Origin of the sequence: Brachybacterium sp. sponge (assembly GCF_001613775.1) — a bacterium.
GTDB lineage: Bacteria > Actinomycetota > Actinomycetes > Actinomycetales > Dermabacteraceae > Brachybacterium > Brachybacterium conglomeratum.
The window spans coordinates 788396-809831 of the sequence record NZ_LRMP01000002.1 but is presented as its reverse complement, the minus strand read 5'-3'; the positions used below and the strand labels follow the sequence as shown (position 1 = coordinate 809831).

Below are 21436 nucleotides of genomic sequence, written 5' to 3'. Positions count from 1 at the left end.
AGCAGACGAAGTCACACCGTCAGCCGCGGTCTTCTTCCCACTCCCGTGGGTCTCGAGCCACTGTCGCAGCGTGCCTCGGACGATCCCGAGGTCCTCCGCGATACCGCGGAGCGTCGCTCCCGGTGTCGACTCGTACAGGTCAACCGCCTGCTGGCGAAACTCTTCGGAGTAGTTCTTCCTGGCCATGGTTCATGATCTCGCTTCCCCAGCAGATGCTGGAATCAGCGTGTCCACGAACAAGGGTCAGGCCCCCACCACCACCGGCGAGTTTTCTCAACGCCACCCTGAACCGGCCCAACCACACAGCGAGGATTCAGCCTCCGTGCCGCCACAGCTACCGGCGAGATGAGGTCGGCGCGGCGTGCTCCGGTCACTGCCAGGACGATGGCGGCGATAGTGAGCACGGCGGCGGTGCCGGTGAAAACACCGCGCCGAGACCGGCTACACCGAAGGCCAGCAGCAAGGGTGCCCGATGCAGAACAGGCGCACTGCTGCACCAGTACCGAGGACCAGGCGTCCCCGGCGCTCCGGCCCGGGCCTCGGATTGGGCCAGTGGATACGAGGGATCTCAGGCGCAGCAGGACGTCGGCATCTGGTTGCGGAAGAGGCCGGCGACGATGCGCAGACTCTCCGCCATGGTCAGGTACGGCGCCCAGGTGTCGGCCAGATCATCAACGGTCATGCCGGCCTTGATGGCGTAGGTGGCCGCCAGCATGATCTCCCCGGCGCCGTCGGCCAGAGCGTGCACGCCCAGCACCTTGCCGGTCGTGGCGTCAACTACGAGCTTCACCGCGCCCCTGGTGTCGTGCTGGACCAACGCCCGAGGGACGTCGGATAGGCCCAGGACCCGGCAGTCGCACACGTACCCGCGGGCGAGGGCCTCGTCCTCTGTCAGCCCTGCCGAGGCCAGCTGGGGCCTGGTGAACACGACCGCAGGCAGACCGGTGTAGTCCACGCGTGCGGGCGTGGCCCGACCGTCGTCGGCAAGTGCGTTGAGCGCGGCGGCCCGACCGCCGGCGGCGGCTACGTAGACGTACTGAGGAGCCCCCGAGACGTCACCGGCGGCGTAGATGCGCGGGTTGGAGGTGCGCTGGGACTCGTCGACCACGACGAAGCCCCGCTCGTCCACGTCCACCGCGGCAGCGGCCAGGTCCAGGCCGTCGGTGCGCGCGAAGCGCCCGGTGGCCACCAACAGCCGTGCTCCGCGGACCTGCGCGCCGGAGGCGGTGCTCACCACGACGTCCTGTCCATGAGGACCGATGCCGGTGGCCACCGCGGTCGCGTGCTCCTCGACCACCGTGATGCCATCGTCGGCGAAAACCTCCCGAAGCCCCTGGGCCAGCTCCGGCTCGGCGTGGGGCGCCAGACGCCCGACCACCGACACCCGGGCACCGAGGTGGGCGAACAGCTGGGCCTGCTCCATCCCGACATAGCCGCCACCGATGACGACCAGGGACTTGGGCAGCTCGGTGAGCTCCATCGCCGTGGTCGAGGTCAGCCAGTCCACGGACTCAAGGCCGGCCACGTCCGGGACGGCGGGGGTGGAGCCGGTGGCGATCAGGTAGGCCCGGGCCCGCAGCACCGCGCCGTCGACGGCCATGGTGTCCTTGTTCAGGAAGGCGGCCTGGCCCGAGCGGACCTCGAAGCCGTAGGCGGCGGCTACGTCGGCGTACTTCGCCTCGCGCAGGCTCTCGATCAGGCCATCCTTCTGCGCCACTAGGGCGCCCAGATCCACCGGTCCGGCTGACGTCGGGACGCCTGCGAAGGGGTTGGTCAGCGCGGCGTGCCGCGCTCCGGCGGCCGCCAGCAGCGTCTTGGACGGCACACAGCCGATGTTCACGCACGTGCCGCCGAGGACGCCGCGTTCGATCAACACCACACTCTTGCCGGCCTGGCTGGCCGCGATCGCCGCCGACATGGCCGAGCCTCCTGACCCGATCACGGCCAAATCGACGTCGTAGTCCTCACCCATATCGCACATCTCCTTTGCGTTGCACGTCTCCAGTGACCAGAATGGACCTTCCAGTGCAGGGAAAGGTCAAGATGAACGTGGAAGCCGTTCGAGCAAGGAGGCGCCGTGCGGATCGGTGAGCTGGCCGAGGCCAGCGGCACCACAACCAAGACGCTGCGCTTCTACGAAGAAGCCGGGCTGCTGCCCGCACCGGACCGAACCGCCAACGGCTACCGCGACTACGCCGCTGAAGCCCTGGCGCGCCTGGGCTTCATCCGCCGCAGCCGCACCGCTGGGTTCACTCTGGCCCAAATCCGCGAGGTCCTCGACATCCGCGACGCCGGGGTCGCACCCTGCCGGCACGTGCAAGATCTGCTCGAGACCCGCCTGGACGACCTGGACCGCCAAATCGCCGACCTACAGGCACTGCGACACACCGTCGCCCAACTCAGCGACGCTGCCGCCACGGTCGACCCGACCAACTGCGACGCCACGACCATCTGCCGCTACCTGTGATCCGCACGGTCCCGAACCTGGCTGGCGCAGTGCCCACCGCTTGGTGCCGAACAGCGTCCCGGGGACCGATCGACCCGGCCCCGCTGGCCATCGCTCGTCAGTGAGACCGCCACGAAGCGACCGAAGAACCCCGCCAATTAGCGGACGGAGTCACAGGCGACGGCCGAGCAAGAGGTGTCGCGTTTGGGTATACCTAGTGCGACGGATGTGTAGCAAAAGTACACTTCGGGAGCCTATTGGTAACTGTAAATGACCGCTTAGTAACTGTCTTGCTGGGGTGCCCCTGTTTGGTGCGTGCCCAGCGAGCTCGCGGGCGACAGTGGTCCGCACAAGCCAGCAGCGATCGAGAGCCCGTGCCACGTACGGTCGGTTAGGGCGTTCCCTCTTCGACGGTGATGACCCCCAGTGCCACCATGAGCAGGAACGCCGCGAAGGTCAGCCAGGCGACGATCATGATGAGCCACGCTATGGCTGTGAACTTCTCGGCACGGTAGGGGTTGGTCTCGGCAGTGGACATCGCAGCGATCCCGAGTAGACCAGGCAATACGCCACCTATGAGGACTCCCACCACAGCCACCACTCGCGCTTTGCGCTTGATCTCAGCGATCTCAGTCGTCACGTCCCGATGCACTGCGCGTCTCATCGTGGGTGCGGCCTCGCGGTTCACCGCCGAACGTCGGTACGGGCCTAGAAGGAAGGTATACCGCGGCAGGCCGCCGGTCGGGCGAGAGATGCCGGACCGTCGGGCCATAAACGGTCCCCTCTGGGGCAGCGCAGAAGACGGTTATCGTCGGAGGATGAGAGCGAGGAAGTGGTTGCGTGAGCAGGAGCAGAGACTTGCTCAGTTCACGGCCGAGAACCCAGATGGGCCCTGGGGGCCGTCGCAGCGGGCAATCGATGCGGGATGTAGAGCCTTCGCAGGACGGGCTACCTCTGGCTTCACCCAGGGCCATGATGTCCTCGTGACGCACTGGGGAGGAACCCCAGAAAGGACCCTTCTCCAGCGCCTCCGCGGCGAACCTGCGAGCCCACCACCTGATGGCGGCTTCGACATCGACATCTACTCCCCGACGAGCGCTCCCGACGCGGTCTCTGAAGAGCTCGACCGGTCGTGGACCCAGATCGGGTTGACGCTCCCCGAGGTGCTGGCGTGGTGCGAACCCCTCTCCATCAACTGGCTGCCGCCGTTGCTGGCCGAGAGGGCAGGAGGGTGGTTCATACGCGGGGGGTACGACCCAGACTCCCCAACCGGTCTCCCGGAAGACGTATGAAGTGCGCTGACAGGCGCGAGCCATAAACGGTCGGTTGTGAAATGGCGATGAGCGCACGCACACGGAGGGCCTCGGGGCTGGCGTTCGTCGACTAGTTGGACGGCGAGGACCGCATGAGAGCGAGCCACTGCGCTCTTTCTGTGGTACTCGCGGGCCTGCCAGGGAGATCGCGGAACCGGGTTTGATGGAACGTCGATTCGCCTTCCGGGCGTACGCACCGCCAAACCCCGGCATCATCGAGCCACAAGAACCCGAGGGTGTGCCCCTTGACCACTCGGCACGTGATGCCGTAGTCGAGGTATGCAGCGACCAAGGCGACGGCGACATCACTGCGCCACTCGTCGTGCCCTTCGACGCCGTGTTCGCCCCACAGGCCGATGGACACCTCGATGCAGTCTTCGCCGTCGAGGTCAGCGATGACCCCGATAGCGGCGGGCAGACCGACCGTCATGTCCGAGGACAGCTCGATCTCACCGGGCGCCGGCCGCACGGTGGTGACCTCGATCTTGCATCGAGATGTAATAGCGTCCGCCACGCGAGTCAGATCCACCTGACCGTCATCGGCGGCCCCGAGGTCAACACCCGACGAGGGCAACGTGATCCTCGGTTCGCGCCTCGCGATCGAGAGCGCGGCGTCAGTGCCGATGAGCAGCAGGACGATCGGGCCGATGACGATAGTCAGGGCTAGCTGAAGGATTGCCGCGACGACGGAGCCCAGAATGTCGCCGAAGCGGCGCAGGAGCCTCCCCACCACGCGGCCTCCTCTGTGCTGATCCTCCCGCCAGTATGGCAACTTCCTGCGTTCTCTGAGCGTCTACTCGTGACCTCCGAGGTGGCGTGTCACAAACAGTCGGTTGCAACGCGGAGACTGCCATCGGACACTGCCAGCATGCTGAGAAGATGGCGCGCGCGACGCCCAAGGGAACAGTGCGAGGCATGCGGTCACGACTGGAGCGAACATTTGCCTGAGCGGCCGGACACGTACGAGTGCAGCGAGTGCACCTACCAGATCAATCACGAAGAGCCAGGTGCTCCACCCAACGCTTGCCGCCTTTATTCGCCTCGCACTGAAGGCTTATGACCCGCTCGGCCAGAGCGCTACGGACCGCTCGTTGCGGCCCCGGCTAGCTGTCCCGCCGGGGTATACCCAAACGGGAAGACACCAGTCGACGACCGAGTGTCTATTGGAGCCGTTGCCGGAGCTCGGAGACGTGGCGCCGCTCGGCAGGGTGGCCGTCGAAGTACACCTCCAGCGAGTCAACGATGAGGCGATATGCGAGCGCTGGCATCTCACTCGGGGATAGCATCGCAACCCGCTCGCGGGAGAGGCTTGAGGCAACTCCGAGGTAGAGCTCCTCTTGGGAGCAGTTCGGCATGAGCTGCCAGTGTGGCGGCGTGTCGGACTCGCCCACGGCGACAAGTACAGACAGCAAAAGATCGGGGAGCTTACTGAAGTCAATGTGCGGGCGTAACGCTTCCTGGATCTCGTGTGAGGCAACGTCGAAGTAGTCGTACGCGAGGCTATGCGGTGGATAGGCGAAGACCTCGCCGCCGGGGTGCTCATAGACGTGCTGCGGGATCTCACTGGTGTCCTGGACGTCGACCTGGAGCCAGCTGAAGGTATCGACCGGGAAGCCCTTCTCCAGCGGCTTCGATCGCACGACCGGGTACTTCTTGCAGCTCACGCTCACTTGCCACCTCAGAGGCCCTTGGAGATAGTCTTCATCTTCGCCGTACCGCTCCTCGAGCACCTCCTCAGCCAGGTACTGGAGCTCCTCGCGCCCTTCCCAGGTCCCAGCCGATAGCACCGACGGGTCACGCAGAACCGACCTGTAGACCTCCTCCCCAAGGGCGACGATGCCCGCGCACACGTACTCGAATCCGTCATCGCTCCACCCCTCTCCGTCGAACAGCTCGGGGTTGGTCATTAACGCCTTGCGCACGGCTCGGCTGCTGAGCTTCTTGACCTTTCCCCACAACTGCTTGTCGAAGCCTTCTAGGTCAGAGTCCGACAAGCCTCGCAAGGCAGTGCGCAGAACCTCCAAGTCGACCTCGCGCCCGGTCCTCGCTTCGTCCACCAGGTTCCAAAACATGGCTTCCTTCATGCACTCACTCTCACATCCACTAGGACCACTGTCCGGCGATCTCGATAATTCAGGCCGACCGCAAACACAGTGCACCATTTCAGGGATGCACCAGTGATGTTCCGTCCGGAACGCACCTCCAAGATCCGAACGAAGCATGCTGGACTGCTGCCCGAGTGGGCGACACACCGCGCGGACAAGTTTTGGGAAGCGCGTCACGGGAGGGAACTGCTCGAATCCGAGCAAGCGTCATCACCCCTCCCTGGAAAACGATTGCAGAAAAAGGCACATCCTGCACTCACGGATTGACGGCCAGAATTTTTGGGGCGTAGCGCAGGGAGAGCAGCTGGCAAACGCCAGATTTTTTACCTTGGAGGTGTTTGGCAATACTCGAGAAGATCTTCACGCACTCGGCTTCCGGCATCCACACCCAAGGGATTCCGAGCTCTCATTATTCAACTTCGCTAGGTAATTCCGCAAGGAACATCTCCGCAGCCTCATTACGTTCGCTTCCCCAGTCAGAAGTACAGAGGCGCTCTCTGCAATCACGAAGCCACCCATTATTGCCGGAGGCTAAGGCCACTTCGGCCGCGTCTCGTACCAACGCGGGCGGGTTAGCCGTAATGAAGGTCGCCTGAAGGGTCGGCACTGTGCCGTCAAGAATGCCGTGGTAGATGCTACTCCAGGTGGAGTGATTAGCGGCGAACGGTACCGACAATTCATTAATATCACGCGCGAGCAGCTCTCGCTCGAAAGTGTCGCGAACATTATACAGTTCGCGACCCTCGAGGCTCCTCTCGCGCATAACGTGCGCGTAGACCTGACTATAATCGTACGCTGGGCTTACGGGCCGCCTGGCACCGTACCTGAAATAGCCCAGGATCACGTCGCGGTAAGTTCCGTCCGATGACGGCCTACCTTTCTCTATGTCGGCAATAATTGTAAGGTCCTGCGTATCCAAGTAAAGCTTTCTTCCGCCGGGCAGCGGCTTAAATCCGAGTGGACTTAGGCTTTGAAGAAGAGTCGAGTATAGTTCGGCATCCACGGAGCGCGCATTAAATCTCACTTAGCAACTTATCCAATCTGCCTGAAGCGAATTATCCCGTTGGCGTCTTTCCAGTAAACCCATAGCCCACCCTTCCGTCCGGTTGCCTTCTCGTATCGCGCCAACTGCTTGAATCCGGCGCGGATGGCACGTCGATTCCAGGGCTTGAGCTCCATCGGCCTCCCGCTCGCGGTCATGCCGTCTGCGTAGCAGGGCGTCAAGCTTCCCTTGCAGATGCTTCGTCGAGGAGTGTAGCCGCCGCGCCTATTTACTACCACGCGAGTAAACTTACTATGCGCCTGATTTCCCAATGCTATTATGAGTCACGGACATCACCGAGCACTCCTCACGCGAAGGCAAGATCTACTGCGCCGCAGTGCTGGATGCCTGCAGCCGCAAGATCATCGGTTGGGCCATCGACTCCAAGCAGGACTCCGCCCTGGTCGTGAACGCCTTGGACATGGCCATCCGTGCACGTCAACCAGGTTCCGGAGGAATCGTTCATGCGGATCACGGAGTCCAGTTCACCTCCTGGGTCTTCACTCAGAAGATCCGCTCCGCCGGTCTGCTGCCGTCGTTCGGGACCGTCGGCGACGGGCTGGACAATGCGATGATGGAGTCGTTCTGGTCCACGATGTAGATCGAGCTGCTGAACCGGAAGAAGTGGAAGACCCGGATCGAGCTGGCAAACGCGTTCTTCGAGTACATCGAGGTGTTCGACAACCGCCGACGCCGGCACTCCTCTCTCGAGTACGCGACACCCCACGACTACGACCTCGCCCGCACCCCGCGGGCACTCACCGCCGCCAGAAGCTAGCAATCGAGAGTGGAAACCAGGCCATAGGTCAGGTCAAGCTGACACCTGATCGGGCATCAGTCCCGTATTGAACTAATGTGGCTGAATCAAGTATGGCCTGCACTCCGGCACCGCGTTGGTGCGCCACGCATTGTGGCCTATTGGCGCCCCCATTCACCCCAGAACCATTTATGTTGGACCGCTAGAAACCTTCTCCCCTTTTTTGCGAGCTCTATATATTCGCCGTCCAAGAAATTGATACGAACACCTGTTCCACATCGCCCAAAGCACCCCTTGAGCTCGACCTCTTCCCACTGTCCATTCAGCCAATTCTGGGCCGCAACGACTAAGATCTCGAACAATTCTCGGTCATCATCTTCCGCACCCTGGAGTGTGTACATGTCAGTCACTTCGTGATATTCGTACTCACCAAGAGCGAGAGTCACCCACCCGGGACCAACGAAGAGCTCCGCGACCCCCTTCTTGCCAGGAGTGCTTAGCCGGAGATTGTCATAGTCCCTGCCGATCTGGACGGCAGTTTCAAGGCTACGTGACCGCGCAAATGAAGTGGCATAATCTACGATACTCGAATCTCTCGCTCGATTCCGACGAAGCTCGCTATTGTTCACGTTGGAGACTCCTTCTGGCGTCACTTCCTAGGCCTCCGATCCCACCATACTTTCTGCCTCATGGTCTTAGCATTAGTGTAGCCTCCCCAGTGTCGGTCCATGTGGATACTATGCCTACCCCTGGGCGACTTTCCTGCCTTAACTGCTTTCTGGTAGTGTTTCGGCGCCTTCCCTACGGAGATTCGCCAATTGGCACCTTTTGCAGTTCTCCCAATCCTAATGAAGTTATTCCCGTTCCGTACAAACTTGGAAAGTCCGATTCCGCCGAGCAGACCACCGAGAGCAGTTGCCGTCACTGCGCCCTTGACCGTGAATTTCTTTGTGCCTGCATATTTTGCCGCGTACGTGCCGAGTCCGACGGCGGCACCTACGGCCATCCCGCAGACTACCGAAACTCCACAAGCAACTGCTCCGGCGATCCCGCCGACGACAAGCGCTCCCTTCGCGACCTTGCGCCAGTTCTTTTTCCACCATCCCTTTTTTCCGTCGAGGTCGAACGAATTGATGGGGTCGGTGGGGTAGTTGTACGAGGTGGCGTTCCCGCCGGGGACCGGGTCGACGCTGGTGAAGGCGCCCGTGATTCGGTTATAGAACCGGACGCCCATGAGGGTGAGGTTCGCTGTCTCCGCTGTCGTGGAGCGTTCCTTGGCGCCGAGCCAGCCATAGCCCGCACTGGTGCCGACGGTCTCTGTCTGAGCGGGGTCGATGGGGGTGCCGTATTCGGTGTAGCTGGACCAGCCGGCGATGGTGGTTGCTGCCGTGGTGGCGGGGGTGCCGGCGGGGATCGGGATGGTGGTGGTGATGTCGTCGTGGATGTTGGGGAGCATGAGGGAGACGCCGCCGTCAGTGGCGATGCTGGCGCCGAGGTCTCCGCTGATGGAGCTGGTGTAGCGGAGGGTCTCGGTGGACCCATCGGGCTTGGTCGTCTCGATCCAGGAGGGGTTGTCGGAGGAGTCGGTGTAGTGCCGGGTCGTGGTCGTCACCTCCCCGCCAGTGTCGCTGGACTGGACCAGGCGCCGCTTGGCGACGTCCAGGGTGAAGGTCGTGGTGGTGCCGTCCCGAGCCACCTTCTGGGGGAGGTCGTTGTCGAAGTACCCCAGCTGCACGTCTCCACCGGTGGGGTTCGGGGCGTGGGTTGCGGGGAGGGTCGTCTGCCGGCCGAGGGGGTCGTAGACGTAGCCGCCGGTGAGCCGGTCAGCGGTGTCGTAGGTCAGGGTCTGGTCGATGCCGGCGGTGGCGGTGCCGGTGGGGGTGCCGTCGGCCCGGATCGTCTCCTTCACCGTGGAGCGGGCGCCGTTGGTGGTGAAGGTGTAGTCCCGCACCGTGTAGGGGCTGACGTCGCTGCCCTCGACCGGGGTGCCGGTGAGGTCCTCGACCTTGGCGAGGTTCCCGGACTTGTCGTAGGTGTAGCGGTGGTCGAAGTCCAGCGGGTTCCCGCCGGTCGGTTCGGTCATCTCCCCGTCGGTGGTGCCGCCGTCGGGAAGGATCCCGGCGGTGGTCGCGATGGCGGAGGCGAACGTGGTCTGGTCGGTGCGGACCCGGCCGAGGATGTCGTTGGTCTGGGACCACGCGATCCAGTCCCCCGTGGTGACATCGCCGGTGTCGGGGTCGGTGAACCGACCCATCCCAGCGCGCGTGAGCATCCGCCGCACACGAGGACGGTCAATGACATCCAACGCAGGAACTCCTCGCCCACTCGCAGCACCCACGCTGCTCCACCCCTCCGACGCCGGAGATTGAGCACATGATGCAGTCAACGATCAGCTAACGCACAGAGACCTCGATCACGGAACGATCACGATTCCTCACCCCTGTCCAGGATTGCGGAGGGCCCTTCCCGAGCGGCCGGTGTGGGCGGTTCGACCCGTTCGTCACCTTCCGGACCTCGGTTCGGGTCCGAGGGCTACCATGGCCGTGCACATCCATGACCAGAGAGTTGAACGGTGCCTGAAACGATCCCGCACACCGATGAGGCCGTGTCGGCCTCCCCCGCCGTCGAGCAGAGCTCCGGCACCACCGACCCGCAGCAGACCTTCGCCGACTACGACGTCCGCGCCGACATCGTCGAGGCCCTCGCCGCCAAGGGCATCACCACGCCCTTCCCGATCCAGGCGCTGACCCTCCCGGTCGCGCTCCGCGGCCGCGACATCATCGGCCAGGCCAAGACCGGCACGGGCAAGACCCTCGGCTTCGGCATCCCGCTGCTGCAGAGCTCCGTCGCCCCCGGCGAGCCGAACCCCGACGACCGCCCGATCGGCAAGCCGCAGGCCCTCGTGGTGCTGCCCACCCGTGAGCTCGCGGTGCAGGTCGCCCACGACCTCGAGACCGCCTCGGCGAAGCGTCCGATCCGCATCCTCACCGTCTACGGCGGCCGCGCCTACGAGCCGCAGATCGAGGCGCTCGAGAAGGGCGTCGAGGTGGTCGTCGGCACGCCGGGCCGTCTCATCGACCTGATGCGCCAGAAGCACCTCGATCTCTCCCAGGTGCGCACCGCGGTGCTCGACGAGGCCGACGAGATGCTCGACCTCGGCTTCCTCGAGGACATCGAGAAGCTGCTCCAGGCGGTGCCCGCCAACCGTCAGACGATGCTGTTCTCCGCCACGATGCCCGGCCCGATCATGGCGCTGGCGCGGCGGTTCATGAAGCAGCCCACCCACATCCGCGCCCACGACCCCGGCGACGAGTCCCGCACCAAGGCGGACATCAAGCAGGTCGTCTACCGCGCCCACCAGCTCGACAAGATCGAGGTGATGGCCCGCGTGCTGCAGGCCCGCGGCCGTGGCCTGTCGATCATCTTCATGCGCACCAAGCGCCAGGCCGACCGCGTGGCCGGCGACCTCGCCGACCGCGGCTTCGCCGCCGCTCCGCTGCACGGCGACCTCGGGCAGGGCGCCCGAGAGCAGGCCCTGCGCGCCTTCCGCAACGGCAAGATCGACGTGCTGGTCGCGACCGACGTCGCTGCCCGCGGCATCGACGTCACCGACGTCACCCACGTCGTGAACTGGAACTGCCCCGACGACGACAAGACCTACCTCCACCGCACCGGCCGCACCGGCCGCGCGGGCAAGAAGGGCACCGCGATCACCTTCGTGGACTGGGAGGACCTGGCGCGCTGGGCTCTCATCGCCCGGCAGCTGGGGCTGGAGTCGACCGAGGCGGTGGAGACCTACTCGACCTCCGACCATCTCTTCACCGATCTCGACATCCCCACCGACGCCAAGGGCACGCTGCCCAAGGACAAGCGCACCCGCCAGGGCCTTGACGCGGAGGAGATCGAGGACCTCGGGGGTCCCGACTCGTCCGGCCGCGCCCCGCGCGAGGGCGGGCGCGGCGGTCGTGACTCCGGTCGCGGGGGCCGTGGTGGTCGCGACGGCGGTCGCGGCGAGGGCCGTGGCCGCGGCGGGGGCCGCTCCGGAGGCCCGCGCAAGGACCGGGACGAGGAGCCCCGCGAGCAGACGGCCGGCACCGAGAGCAGCGGGCGCACCCGCGATGAGCAGGACGGCGAGAAGCCCCGCCGCACCCGCTCGCGCTCCCGCACCCGCCGTGTGAACGGCGAGGTCGTCGCCGAGCAGAGCACCGGTGCCGAGTCGTCGTCGACCGGTCCCGAGGAGACGGGCGGCTCGTCCGAGTCCGCCGGCGGCTCCTCGAACCGTCGCCGTCGCTCGCGCGGCGGTCGCGGCCGCAGCCGCGGCGGGTCGTCGAACGGCGGCTCCGAGAGCTGACGCTCCGATAGTGCCGAGACGGGCCCCGACACGTTCCTCGTGTCGGGGCCCGCCCGCATCCTCCGCGCGCCCGCTCAGGGCCTGATGACGCGGGTCCCGCTCGTCGCGCGACGCTCGATCTCCGCGAGCACCGCCGGGTCGGTGAGGTTCTCGGCGAGCAGGTTCGGCTTGCCCGTGCCGTGGAAGTCGCTGCCGCCGGTGACCAGCAGGTCGTGCCGGTCGGCGAAGCTCTGCAACCGCTCCCGCTCCGCGTCGTCGTGCTCGCGGTGATGCACCTCCACGCCGTCGAGCCCTGCCTCCACGAGCTCCTCGAGCAGCTCGACCGGCAGGTCGTCGTCGCGGGTGACCGAGCCGGGATGTGCGATCACGGAGACGCCGCCGGCCTCCCGGATCGCGGCGACCGCCTCGAGCGGGGAGGGCGCGTAGTAGGGCACGTAGTACGGGCCGGAGCCGCGCAGGATCTCCGCGAACGCCGCCGACCGGTCGGGCACCACCCCGGCCGCGACGAGGGCGTCGGCGATGTGGGGTCGGCCGATCACCGTCTCCTCCCCTGCCACCTGAGCGAGCACGTCGTCCCAGGTGACGGGGTGGTCGCGGCCGATCAGCTCGACCATCCGCCGGGCCCGCTCGATGCGGGAGGAGCGCGCCTCCGCCATCTCGGCGGCCAGCGCCGTGCCCTCGGAGGGGTCGACGAGCAGGGCCAGCAGGTGCACGCTGCGGTGCCCGTGCTCGGAGGAGACCTCGATCCCTGGCACGGCCGCGACACCGGTGGCGGCGACCGCGCCGGGCAGCTGTGGCCAGCCCTCGACGGTGTCGTGGTCGGTCAGGGCCAGCACGTCCAGCCCGACCGCCTGGGCTTGCGCGAAGAGGTCCGGCACCGACGTCGTCCCGTCCGAGCACGTGCTGTGCCCGTGGAGATCGATGCGCTGCCTCGCGCCGGAGTAGGACCGCTCACTCATGCGCCCAGGGTAGACCGAGGCGTGAGAACATCGTGGGGTGAGCACCGAGAACACCGACACCAGCACCGACGCCACCTCCAGCGAAGGCCGTATGAAGGACCTCGCCTCCCGGGGTGACTCCCGCTCTCAGCGCCCCGACAGCGCGGCGTTCCGCGAGTTCATCGCCTCCGGCTGGGACGAGACGGTGCCGGACGCCGAGCGGCGCGAGTCCGCGGACTTCACGCCGGAGCGTCGTGACGCGCTGGTGCGTCGCCTGCCGGGGACGCGGCTGGTGCTGCCCGCCGGTGTGCTGAAGGTGCGCTCGAACGACACCGACTACCCCTTCCGCCCCGACACGGCTTTCGCGTACTACTCGGGGCTGGGCACCGACGAGGAGCCCGACAGCGTGCTCGTCGTCGAGCCGTCGGCGGAGGACCCGACGGTCTCGGTCGCGACCTACTTCTTCCGGCCCCGCGCCGGCTTCGACTCCAGCGAGTTCTACGCCGACTCCCGCTACGGCGAGATGTGGGTGGGCCGCCGCCCGACCCTCACCGAGGCCTCCCAGCGGCTCGGGATCGAGGTGCGCCACATCGACGAGCTGCGCGACCACCTCGCCAAGGACGTCGGCGCCCAGCTGTCGCTGTCGGTCGTGCCCGAGGTCGACGCGTCGATCGAGGCGATGGTCCAGGAGATCCGCTCCCAGAACGGTCTGCCCGGCGGGGAGGAGGCTGCCGCCGAGAACGCCGCCCTGCGCGAGGCGGCCAGCGAGGCCCGGCTGGTCAAGGACGAGTACGAGGTGCGCCAGATGCGTATGGCCGTCGAGGCGACGCTGCGCGGCTTCGAGGACGTCATCCGCAACCTCCCCCAGGCCGTCGGCCATCCTCGCGGCGAGCGGGTCATCGAGGGCGTCTTCGCGGCGACCGCCCGCGCCGACGGCAACGGCGTCGGCTACGACACGATCGCCGCGGCCGGCGACCACGCCTGCACCCTTCACTGGACCCGCAACGACGGCGCCGTGCGGCCCGATGAGCTGGTGCTCGTCGACGCGGGTGTCGAGATCGACTCGCTCTACACCGCTGACGTCACCCGCACCCTCCCCGTCTCGGGCACCTTCTCGCCCGTGCAGCGCAAGGTCTACGACGCGGTGCTTGAGGCCTCTGATGCAGCGTTCGCGGTCGCGCGCCCCGGGCTGCGCTTCCGCGAGCTGCACACCGCCGCGATGAAGGTCCTCGCCGCCCGCCTCGAGGAGTGGGGTCTGCTGCCCGGCACCGCCGAGGAGTCCCTCGCCCCCGAGGGCCAGTGGCACCGGCGCTGGATGCCGCACGGCACCAGTCACCACCTCGGCATGGATGTGCACGACTGCGCCCAGGCCCGCCGCGAGATGTACCTCGACGCGGAGCTGGTGCCCGGGATGGTGTTCACGATCGAGCCGGGCCTGTACTTCAAGGAGAACGACCTGCTGGTCCCCGAGGAGCTGCGCGGGATCGGCGTGCGCATCGAGGACGACGTTCTCGTCACCCAGGACGGGGTCGAGAACCTCTCCGCCGCAGCGCCCCGCCGTGCCGAGGACGTCGAGGCCTGGATCGCCGAGCTGCGCTCGTGAGCACCTCCGCGCCGCCCCGCTTCTACGCCGCGAGGCTCGTCGGCACCTCCGTCTTCGACCCGATCGGGGACGCGGTGGCGACGGTCCGCGACGTGGTCGTGGTGCCGCAGACCCGCAGCAGCGCCCGCGCCGTCGGGTTCGTGGTCGAGGTCGCGGCGAAGCGGCGCGTGTTCCTGCCGATCACCCGGGTCACCTCCATCTCCCCCGGCCAGGTGATCTCCACCGGGGTGCTGAACGTGCGCCGCTTCGAGAAGCGGACCGGCGAGCTGCTGGTGCTCGGCGACCTGCTGGACCGGGTGGTGACCCTCTCCGACGGTTCCGGCGAGGCGACCGTGCTGGACATCGCCCTGGACCAGGACCGCCACCGCGACTGGACGATCTCGCGCCTGCATGTGCGCCGGCGCCGCTCGGGCGGGTCGCTGGGCCGGCTGGTCTCGCGCGGCGAGACGCTCACCGTCGACCTGCGCGAGGTGACGGGCCTGTTCGGCACGCAGGCGGAGCAGTCCGCCCACCTGCTCGCCGCCTCCTACCAGGACCTCAACCCCGCCGACCTCGCCGAGATCATCCAGGAGCTGGAGACCAAGCGCCGGATAGAGCTGGCCGGGGAGCTGGCCGACGAGCGGCTCGCCGACGTGCTCGAGGAGCTGCCCGAGGACATCCGCGTCGAGGTCGTCACGGGCCTGGACGCCAAGCGCGCCGCCGACGTGCTGGACGTGATGGACCCCGACGACGCGGCGGACCTCGTCCAGGAGCTGCCCGATGAGGTCGCCTCCCAGCTGCTGAACCTGATGGAGCCCGAGGAGGCGGAGGACGTGCGCCGCCTGATGGCGTACGACGAGTACACCGCCGGCGGCATGATGACGACCGAGCCGCTGATCGTCTCGCCCGAGACGCCGGTGGCGCACTGCCTGGCGATGATCAGCCGCGAGGCGATCCACGCCGCGCTCGCCTCGACCGTGCACGTGTGCCGCTCCCCGCTCGAGACCCCGACCGGCCGCCTGCTCGGGATCGTGCACTTCCAGCAGCTGCTGCGGGAGCGGCCCGACCGTCCCGTCGGCGAGATCATCGACCAGGACCGGGTCGCCGTCTCCCCGACGGTGCCGCTGTCGACCGTGACCCGTGAGATGGCGACCTACAACCTCGTCTCCATCCCGGTGGTCGACGACGACGGACGCCTGCTCGGCGCGGTCACCGTCGACGACGTGCTCGACCACGTGCTGCCCGACGACTGGCGCGAGCAGGACGACGAGCCCCCTGCGACGACCGGGCAGATCGATCTGTCCGCGATCGCGCGGGCCACCGCGCGCGACAGCGGTGAGGAGGGCTGAGGATGGCGGAGAAGAACGTCGACCCTCTCGACGACCCGGCGCCCCGTCGTCGCGGCCGCCTGCGCAATCCGCTGCGCGGCGACGCCTTCGGACGCGGTGCGGAGGGCTTCGCGCGCATGATGGGCACGCCCGCCTTCCTGGTGGGCATGACCCTTTTCTGCGCGGTGTGGCTGACCTGGAACTCGCTCGCCCCGGAGTCCGCGCAGTTCGACCCGCGCGCCCTGAACTTCACCCTGCTCACCCTGATCCTCTCGCTGCAGGCCTCCTACGCCGCTCCCCTGCTGCTGCTCGCGCAGAACCGGCAGGACGACCGCGACCGCGTCCAGGCCGAGCAGGACCGCCAGTCCAACGAGCGCAACCACGCCACCACCGACTTCATCACGCGCGAGATCGCCTCGCTGCGCCTCGCCCTCAACGACGTCGCGACGCGCGACTTCGTGCGCGGCGAGCTGCGCGACCTCCTCCAGGAGCTCGAGGAGGCCGGACCGGAGACGGACCGCCCCGAGGCGCCCGCGCTGGACGACCAGAGCCTCCGCGCGATCCTGCGCGAGGAGGTCGAGGCGGCGCTCGAGCGCCGCACCGGGAAGGAGCAGGACCCCCAGTGACGACACCGGAGACGCCCGCCCAGGGCGCGACCGAGGCCCCCTCCGACGAGCGCGTGGAGCGTATCCACGAGGCGCTGAGCGGGGTGATCGACCCCGAGATCCATCGCCCCATCACCGAGCTCGGCATGGTCGGGTCCGTGGACGTGGACGCCGAGGGCATCGCCCGCGTGCACGTGCTCGTCACGATCGAGGGCTGCCCCATGCGGGACCGGATCGAGCGCGAGACCGCCGAGGCGACCGCGACCGTGCCGGGCCTGTCCCGCGTCGAGGTCACCACCTCCGCGATGACCGAGGAGCAGCGCCGCGAGCTCACGAACCGGCTCCGCCAGGGGCGCCGCCAGATCCCCTTCAACCAGCCCGGCTCCCTCACCCGCATCTTCGCGATCTCCTCCGGCAAGGGCGGGGTGGGCAAGTCCACCGTCACCGCGAACCTCGCCGCCGCGATGGCGGCCGACGGGCTGCGCGTCGGGGTGATCGACGCGGACATCCACGGCTTCTCGATGCCGGGCATGTTCGGGATCACCGATCAGCCCACGAAGGTCTCCGACCTGCTCATGCCGCCGGTCGGTCACGGTGTGGCCGTGATGAGCATCGGCATGTTCGTGCCCGAGGGGCAGGCCGTGGTGTGGCGCGGCCCGAAGATGCACCGCGCGATCGAGCAGTTCGCCTCCGACGTGTTCTGGGGCGACCTCGACGTGCTGCTGCTGGACCTCCCGCCCGGCACCGGCGACGTCGCGATCTCGGTCGCGCAGCTGCTGCCCGGCGCGAAGATGGTCGTGGTGACCACGCCCCAGCAGTCCGCCGCCTCCGTCGCCGAGCGCGTCGGCTCCCTCGCCGCCTCCACCGAGCAGAAGATCGCCGGGGTCGTGGAGAACATGGCGGGCCTGACCCTGCCCGACGGCTCCGTGATGGACGTCTTCGGCAGCGGCGGCGGCGACCGGGTCGCCGCGACGCTCGCCGAGGCCGTCGGCGAGCAGGTGCCGGTGTTGGGCCGCGTGGGCCTGGACCCGGCGCTGCGCGAGGGAGCGGACCGGGGCGTGCCGCTGGTGGTCTCCGCTCCCGACTCCCCCACCGCGCAGGCGCTCACGGCCGTGGCGCGCTCGCTGACGCGGTCCCCGCGGGGCCTGGGCGGGATGAAGCTGCCGCTGTCGGTCGCGCGGCACTGAGCCGTCCAACGCATCACGCCGGGTTCCGTCGCGCCACCATGCCGTCGGGCATCGACGTCGAGGCCGGACGCTCAGCGGCGCCGGCCGGCGAGCGCGTGGCTCAGGTGGCCTCGTCGTCGAAGGGGGCGCGCTTGGGGCCCTCGTCCTTCGCGGCCGAGCCCGAGCGCTTCTTCGCGCTCTTCGCGGCGCCCGCCGCGGCCGCGCCGCCGGCCACGGACATGGCCTCCTTGCTGGGCAGCAGCTCCTCGATGTCGGTGTCGCCCCAGGCCTCGCGGATGATGCGGCGCGGATCGTACTGGCGCGGGTCGTACTTCTTGAGGTCCTCGATGGCGATGCCCATCTCGTCCTCGACCGTCGAGCGCGAGTCGTCCACCCAGCGGCGCGCCTTGCGCACCCACTGGACCAGCGAACGGGTGACCTCGGGCAGCCGCTGCGGGCCCACGATCACGAGGAACACGATGAGCAGGACGACGATCTCCCACCCGCCGAGGCCCATGAAGCCGGTGCCGCCCATTGTCCACCTATACGTCTCGAGGTCCGCTGCTGCGGGCCCATTATTGCATCGCGCCCCCTGGGAACGGCGCACGGACTGCGCGTCGCCCGCGCGGCTGTCGTAGGATCGGCCCGTTCACAGGCATGCGGCGAGAGGAAGCGGAGATGTCGTCGGGAAAGGTGGCCTCCTGGGCCCACGGCGAGGAGTTCGTCGACGAGGCGGACCTCTTCGCCGACGACGGCGTCCTGGCCCGCGCCCGCGAGCGCGGCAACGAGCTCGGCGCGCCGCCCGTGCTGCCGGGAGCGGGCGCGCTGATGCGGCTGCTCGCCGCGGCGGTGCAGGCACGCTCCGCGGTCGAGATCGGCACCGGCAGCGGCGTCGGCTCCCTGTACCTGCTCGCCGGGATGCACCCCGACGGGGTGCTCACCACGATCGATCCCGAGGTCGAGAACCAGCGCGCAGCACGCGAGGCGTTCGCCGAGGCGCGGATACGGACGCCGCGGGTGCGGACCATCGCCGGTCAGCCGCGCGACGTCGTCGGCCGGCTCACCGATCACGCCTACGACCTGGTCGCCTTCCCCGCCCACGCCCCGCACGCGGAGGAGCTGCTCGAGCACGCCCGGCGCCTGCTGCGCCCGGGCGGCGTGCTGGTCATCCCCCACGCGCTCTTCCACGACCGGGTCGCGGACCCGGCCGCGCGCGATGCCACCACCCGGGCGGTGCGGGGCCTGCTCCGCGCGGTCTCCGAGGCGGAGGACCTCGTCCCCGCGCTCACCGGCAGCGGCGACGGCGTGCTCGCCGCGGTGCTCCGCCCCCGCCGGGGCTGAGAGTCGGCGCCCGGACAGCATCGGCCCCGCACCCGTCCAGCGGGTGCGGGGCCGATGCCGGCGGCGAGCTGCTTACTTGATCACGCCCTCCAGGGCGTCCCGCAGCTCCACGGCTTCCGATGCGGCGATCTCGACGACCAGACGGCCGCCCCCCTCGAGCGGGACCCGCATGATGATGCTGCGCCCCTCCTCCACGACCTCGAGCGGACCGTCACCGGTGCGCGGCTTCATAGCAGCCATGGCGTGCCTCCTAGATGTGTCGCTGCCCCTGAGTCGCTCCCCCGGACGGGGCCTCTGGCAGCGCGCGTACGGTGGCCATTATCTCAGGTCTTCGGGAGTGCTCGCACGCCGAGTCCGACGAGGCCGCTCCGGCAGGCCGATCCCGTCGCCGAGACGGCCCGTCGCCACACCTACCATGAGTACCGCGACCACGAGCGCCACCAGCAGCAGGAGCAGCACCATCGGGCCGACGGCGGTCACGAGGCGTCCACGACCTCGTCCTGCGCGGAGGTTCGGTGCTCCCCCGCCGCCGGACCTTCGTCGCCGCCGCGGATCGCCTCGCCGAGCGCGGCCAGGGCCTCCTCGGCGGTGTCCACCACCCGCACGAGGTCCAGGTCGGCCAGGCTGATCATCCCGCGGTCCACGACCGCCGAGCTCACCCAGTCCAGCAGTCCCTGCCAGTAGTCGCGGCCCACCAGGATCACGGGGAACATGTCGATCTTGTGGGTCTGCATCAGGCACAGCGCCTCGAACAGCTCGTCGAAGGTGCCGAAGCCGCCGGGCATCACCACGAAGCCGCTGGAGTACTTCACGAACATGGTCTTGCGCGCGAAGAAGTAGCGGAAGTCGACGCCGAGGTCGACGTAGGGGTTCAGCCCCTGCTCGTGCGGCAGCTCGATGCCGAGGCCGACGGAGACGCCGCCCGCCTCCTGAGCGCCGCGGTTGCCGGCCTCCATGATGCCGGGGCCGCCGCCGGTGATCACGGCATAGCCGCGCTCGGCGATGCCCGCGCCGATCCGCCGCGCGCACTCGTAATCGGGGTGTCCCTCGCCGAGGCGTGCGGAGCCGAAGATCGAGATCGCCGGGCCCAGCTCGGACAGCGCCCCGAAGCCCTCGACGAACTCCGACTGGATCCGCAGCACCCGCCACGGATCGGAGTGCACCCAGGCTCCCGAGGCGGACTCCTCGAGCAGACGCTGGTCGGTGGTGCGGTCGGGCCGCTGGGCGCCGCGCAGCGTGACGGGGCCCTTGCGGTGGTGCTCTCGTTCCTCCGGTGTCATGGCGCGATCGTAACGGCCCGGGCCCCTGCGCGCGGGACCGCCCGGGCTCAGGCCGCCAGGAGGTACCGCCGCAGTCCCTCGAGCGCGCGGGTGAGATCGTCGACCGGGACGTGCTCGTCGTCGGTATGGGCCAGCAGCGGGTCACCGGGCCCGAAGTTCACCGCCGGGGTGCCGAGGGCCGAGAAGCGGGAGACGTCGGTCCAGCCCTGCTTCGCGGCCAGGGGGACCTCTCCGCCGAGCGCGGCGAGGAAGTCGCGGGCGGCGGCGGTGTCCAGGCCCGGCAGCGCGCCGGGCGCCGAGTCGGTCACCTCGATCTCGAGGTCCAGGCCCGCGAGGACCTCGCGCACGTGCGCCTCGGCCTGCTCGACGCTGGTGTCCGGGGCGAAGCGGTAGTTCAGGGTGGCGCTCGCGCGGTCGGGGATGACGTTCCCGGCGATCCCGCCGGTGATCGCGACGGCGTTGAGGCACTCGCGGTACTCGAGCCCGTCGATCACCGCGCGGCGCGCCTCATAGGCGGCGAGCCGCTCGAGCACCGGGGCGAGGTGGTGGATCGCGTTCTCGCCCACCCAGTCGCGGGCGGAGTGCGCGGCGACGCCGCGGGCGGTGACCCCGAGCTTCATGGTGCCCTTGCACCCGCCCTCGACCCCGGCGGAGGTGGGCTCCCCGAGGATCGCGAAGTCGGCCTCGAGGAGTTCGGGGTGCTCGGCGGCGAGGCGGGTGAGGGAGTTGTCGGCCGCGGCGACCTCCTCGTGGTCGTAGAACAGCCAGGTGAGGTCCATCGGCGCATCGGCCGCCTCGACGGCGAGCTTCAGCATCACCGCGACCCCGCCCTTCATGTCGCAGCTGCCGCGGCCGACGAGCTCCTCGCGGCCCTCGCGGAGACGCCTCGAGGAGGGGAGGTTCGCGGCGACCGGGACGGTGTCGAGATGACCGGCCAGCAGCACGCGCCGGTCCCGGCCGTGATGGGTGCGGGCGATGACGGTGTCCCCGTCGCGCAGCACCTCGAGGTGCGGGGCGTGCGTGCGCAGCGCCTGCTCGACGGCGTCGGCGAGCGCCTTCTCATTCCCGGAGACCGACTCGATGTCGACGATCGCGGCGGTGAGGTCGACGATGTCGGCCGACGGGTCCAGGGCGGGGGCGGGGCGCGTGCTCATGTGCGACATCGTGCCACGCCCGGGTGGC

19 protein-coding genes and 2 pseudogenes are annotated in these 21436 nt (G+C 68.4%); 9 read left to right on the top strand and 12 right to left on the bottom strand.

What is annotated here, in order from left to right; all coding sequences use genetic code 11:
* Both A4A78_RS17820 and merA read right to left on the bottom strand, forming a co-directional pair.
* Window positions 1–186: pseudogene (locus tag A4A78_RS17820) on the bottom strand (transposase); the annotation flags it as partial.
* Between the two features lie 382 nt (window positions 187–568).
* On the bottom strand, window positions 569–1972 hold the full coding sequence (gene merA, locus A4A78_RS11615) for a mercury(II) reductase (protein ID WP_062949373.1): 1404 nt from the start codon (window positions 1970–1972) through the stop codon (window positions 569–571).
* 105 nt (window positions 1973–2077) lie between these two features.
* Here merA and A4A78_RS11610 point away from each other — a divergent pair, with 105 nt between their 5' ends.
* Window positions 2078–2467, top strand: a complete 390-nt coding sequence (locus tag A4A78_RS11610; RefSeq protein WP_010552305.1) for a heavy metal-responsive transcriptional regulator — start codon at window positions 2078–2080, stop codon at window positions 2465–2467.
* A gap of 370 nt (window positions 2468–2837) precedes the next feature.
* Here A4A78_RS11610 and A4A78_RS11605 read toward each other — a convergent pair whose 3' ends face one another.
* Complete coding sequence (locus A4A78_RS11605) at window positions 2838–3086, bottom strand: hypothetical protein (protein WP_156488612.1); 249 nt, start codon at window positions 3084–3086, stop codon at window positions 2838–2840.
* Between the two features lie 178 nt (window positions 3087–3264).
* Here A4A78_RS11605 and A4A78_RS17815 point away from each other — a divergent pair, with 178 nt between their 5' ends.
* On the top strand, window positions 3265–3738 hold the full coding sequence (locus A4A78_RS17815) for a hypothetical protein (protein ID WP_156488611.1): 474 nt from the start codon (window positions 3265–3267) through the stop codon (window positions 3736–3738).
* A 91-nt stretch (window positions 3739–3829) separates the two neighbouring features.
* On the opposite strand, the gene A4A78_RS11600 is transcribed toward A4A78_RS17815, so the two are convergent.
* The 3 genes from A4A78_RS11600 to A4A78_RS18365 form a co-directional block, all read right to left on the bottom strand.
* Window positions 3830–4492 carry a hypothetical protein gene (locus A4A78_RS11600; RefSeq protein ID WP_062949368.1) on the bottom strand — a complete coding sequence of 221 codons (663 nt, stop codon included), beginning with the start codon at window positions 4490–4492 and terminating at the stop codon, window positions 3830–3832.
* Window positions 4493–4919: 427 nt separating this feature from the next.
* The gene (locus A4A78_RS11595; RefSeq protein WP_197466673.1) at window positions 4920–5843 is read right to left on the bottom strand and encodes a DUF4240 domain-containing protein; all 924 of its coding nucleotides are present in this window, start codon (window positions 5841–5843) and stop codon (window positions 4920–4922) included.
* A 1053-nt stretch (window positions 5844–6896) separates the two neighbouring features.
* Entirely contained in the window at window positions 6897–7178 is a 282-nt protein-coding gene (locus tag A4A78_RS18365; protein ID WP_369816752.1) for a hypothetical protein, read from the bottom strand.
* Window positions 7179–7189: 11 nt separating this feature from the next.
* On the opposite strand from A4A78_RS18365, the pseudogene A4A78_RS17545 reads away from it, so the two are divergent.
* Window positions 7190–7684: pseudogene (locus A4A78_RS17545) on the top strand (IS3 family transposase); the annotation flags it as partial.
* Window positions 7685–8312: 628 nt separating this feature from the next.
* Here A4A78_RS17545 and A4A78_RS11590 read toward each other — a convergent pair.
* On the bottom strand, window positions 8313–9935 hold the full coding sequence (locus A4A78_RS11590) for a hypothetical protein (RefSeq protein ID WP_197466671.1): 1623 nt from the start codon (window positions 9933–9935) through the stop codon (window positions 8313–8315).
* Window positions 9936–10235: 300 nt separating this feature from the next.
* On the opposite strand from A4A78_RS11590, the gene A4A78_RS11585 reads away from it, so the two are divergent.
* On the top strand, window positions 10236–12014 hold the full coding sequence (locus A4A78_RS11585) for a DEAD/DEAH box helicase (RefSeq protein WP_062949362.1): 1779 nt from the start codon (window positions 10236–10238) through the stop codon (window positions 12012–12014).
* 74 nt (window positions 12015–12088) lie between these two features.
* Here the strand turns inward: A4A78_RS11585 and A4A78_RS11580 are convergent, their stop codons facing one another.
* Window positions 12089–12973: a PHP domain-containing protein gene (locus A4A78_RS11580; RefSeq protein WP_062949360.1), complete on the bottom strand. Its 885-nt coding sequence runs from the start codon at window positions 12971–12973 to the stop codon at window positions 12089–12091.
* Window positions 12974–13010: 37 nt separating this feature from the next.
* Here A4A78_RS11580 and A4A78_RS11575 point away from each other — a divergent pair, with 37 nt between their 5' ends.
* The 4 genes from A4A78_RS11575 to A4A78_RS11560 are packed head-to-tail and all read left to right on the top strand — an operon-like array spanning window position 13011 to window position 17654.
* Window positions 13011–14555: an aminopeptidase P family protein gene (locus tag A4A78_RS11575; RefSeq protein ID WP_062949358.1), complete on the top strand. Its 1545-nt coding sequence runs from the start codon at window positions 13011–13013 to the stop codon at window positions 14553–14555.
* Window positions 14552–15883, top strand: coding sequence for a magnesium transporter MgtE N-terminal domain-containing protein (locus A4A78_RS11570; RefSeq protein WP_062949356.1), 1332 nt, complete (start codon window positions 14552–14554; stop codon window positions 15881–15883). The genes A4A78_RS11575 and A4A78_RS11570 overlap by 4 nt, the downstream gene beginning before the upstream one ends.
* A 2-nt stretch (window positions 15884–15885) precedes the next feature.
* Complete coding sequence (locus tag A4A78_RS11565; RefSeq protein ID WP_062949354.1) at window positions 15886–16488, top strand: DUF1003 domain-containing protein; 603 nt, start codon at window positions 15886–15888, stop codon at window positions 16486–16488.
* Window positions 16485–17654, top strand: a complete 1170-nt coding sequence (locus A4A78_RS11560; protein WP_062949352.1) for a P-loop NTPase — start codon at window positions 16485–16487, stop codon at window positions 17652–17654. The genes A4A78_RS11565 and A4A78_RS11560 overlap by 4 nt, the downstream gene beginning before the upstream one ends.
* A 100-nt stretch (window positions 17655–17754) precedes the next feature.
* Here A4A78_RS11560 and A4A78_RS11555 read toward each other — a convergent pair whose 3' ends face one another.
* On the bottom strand, window positions 17755–18168 hold the full coding sequence (locus A4A78_RS11555) for a twin-arginine translocase TatA/TatE family subunit (protein ID WP_062949350.1): 414 nt from the start codon (window positions 18166–18168) through the stop codon (window positions 17755–17757).
* Between the two features lie 143 nt (window positions 18169–18311).
* Here A4A78_RS11555 and A4A78_RS11550 point away from each other — a divergent pair, with 143 nt between their 5' ends.
* A complete protein-coding gene (locus tag A4A78_RS11550) occupies window positions 18312–18974 on the top strand; it encodes an O-methyltransferase (RefSeq protein WP_053916179.1) in 663 nt (220 codons plus the stop codon).
* A 72-nt stretch (window positions 18975–19046) separates the two neighbouring features.
* Here the strand turns inward: A4A78_RS11550 and A4A78_RS17540 are convergent, their stop codons facing one another.
* The 3 genes from A4A78_RS17540 to dapE form a co-directional block, all read right to left on the bottom strand.
* A complete protein-coding gene (locus tag A4A78_RS17540; protein WP_010551467.1) occupies window positions 19047–19214 on the bottom strand; it encodes a DUF3117 domain-containing protein in 168 nt (55 codons plus the stop codon).
* A gap of 236 nt (window positions 19215–19450) precedes the next feature.
* Window positions 19451–20254 carry a TIGR00730 family Rossman fold protein gene (locus A4A78_RS11545; protein WP_062949348.1) on the bottom strand — a complete coding sequence of 268 codons (804 nt, stop codon included), beginning with the start codon at window positions 20252–20254 and terminating at the stop codon, window positions 19451–19453.
* Window positions 20255–20301: 47 nt separating this feature from the next.
* Window positions 20302–21408, bottom strand: a complete 1107-nt coding sequence (gene dapE / locus A4A78_RS11540; protein WP_062949346.1) for a succinyl-diaminopimelate desuccinylase — start codon at window positions 21406–21408, stop codon at window positions 20302–20304.
* Window positions 21409–21436 lie beyond the last annotated feature (28 nt).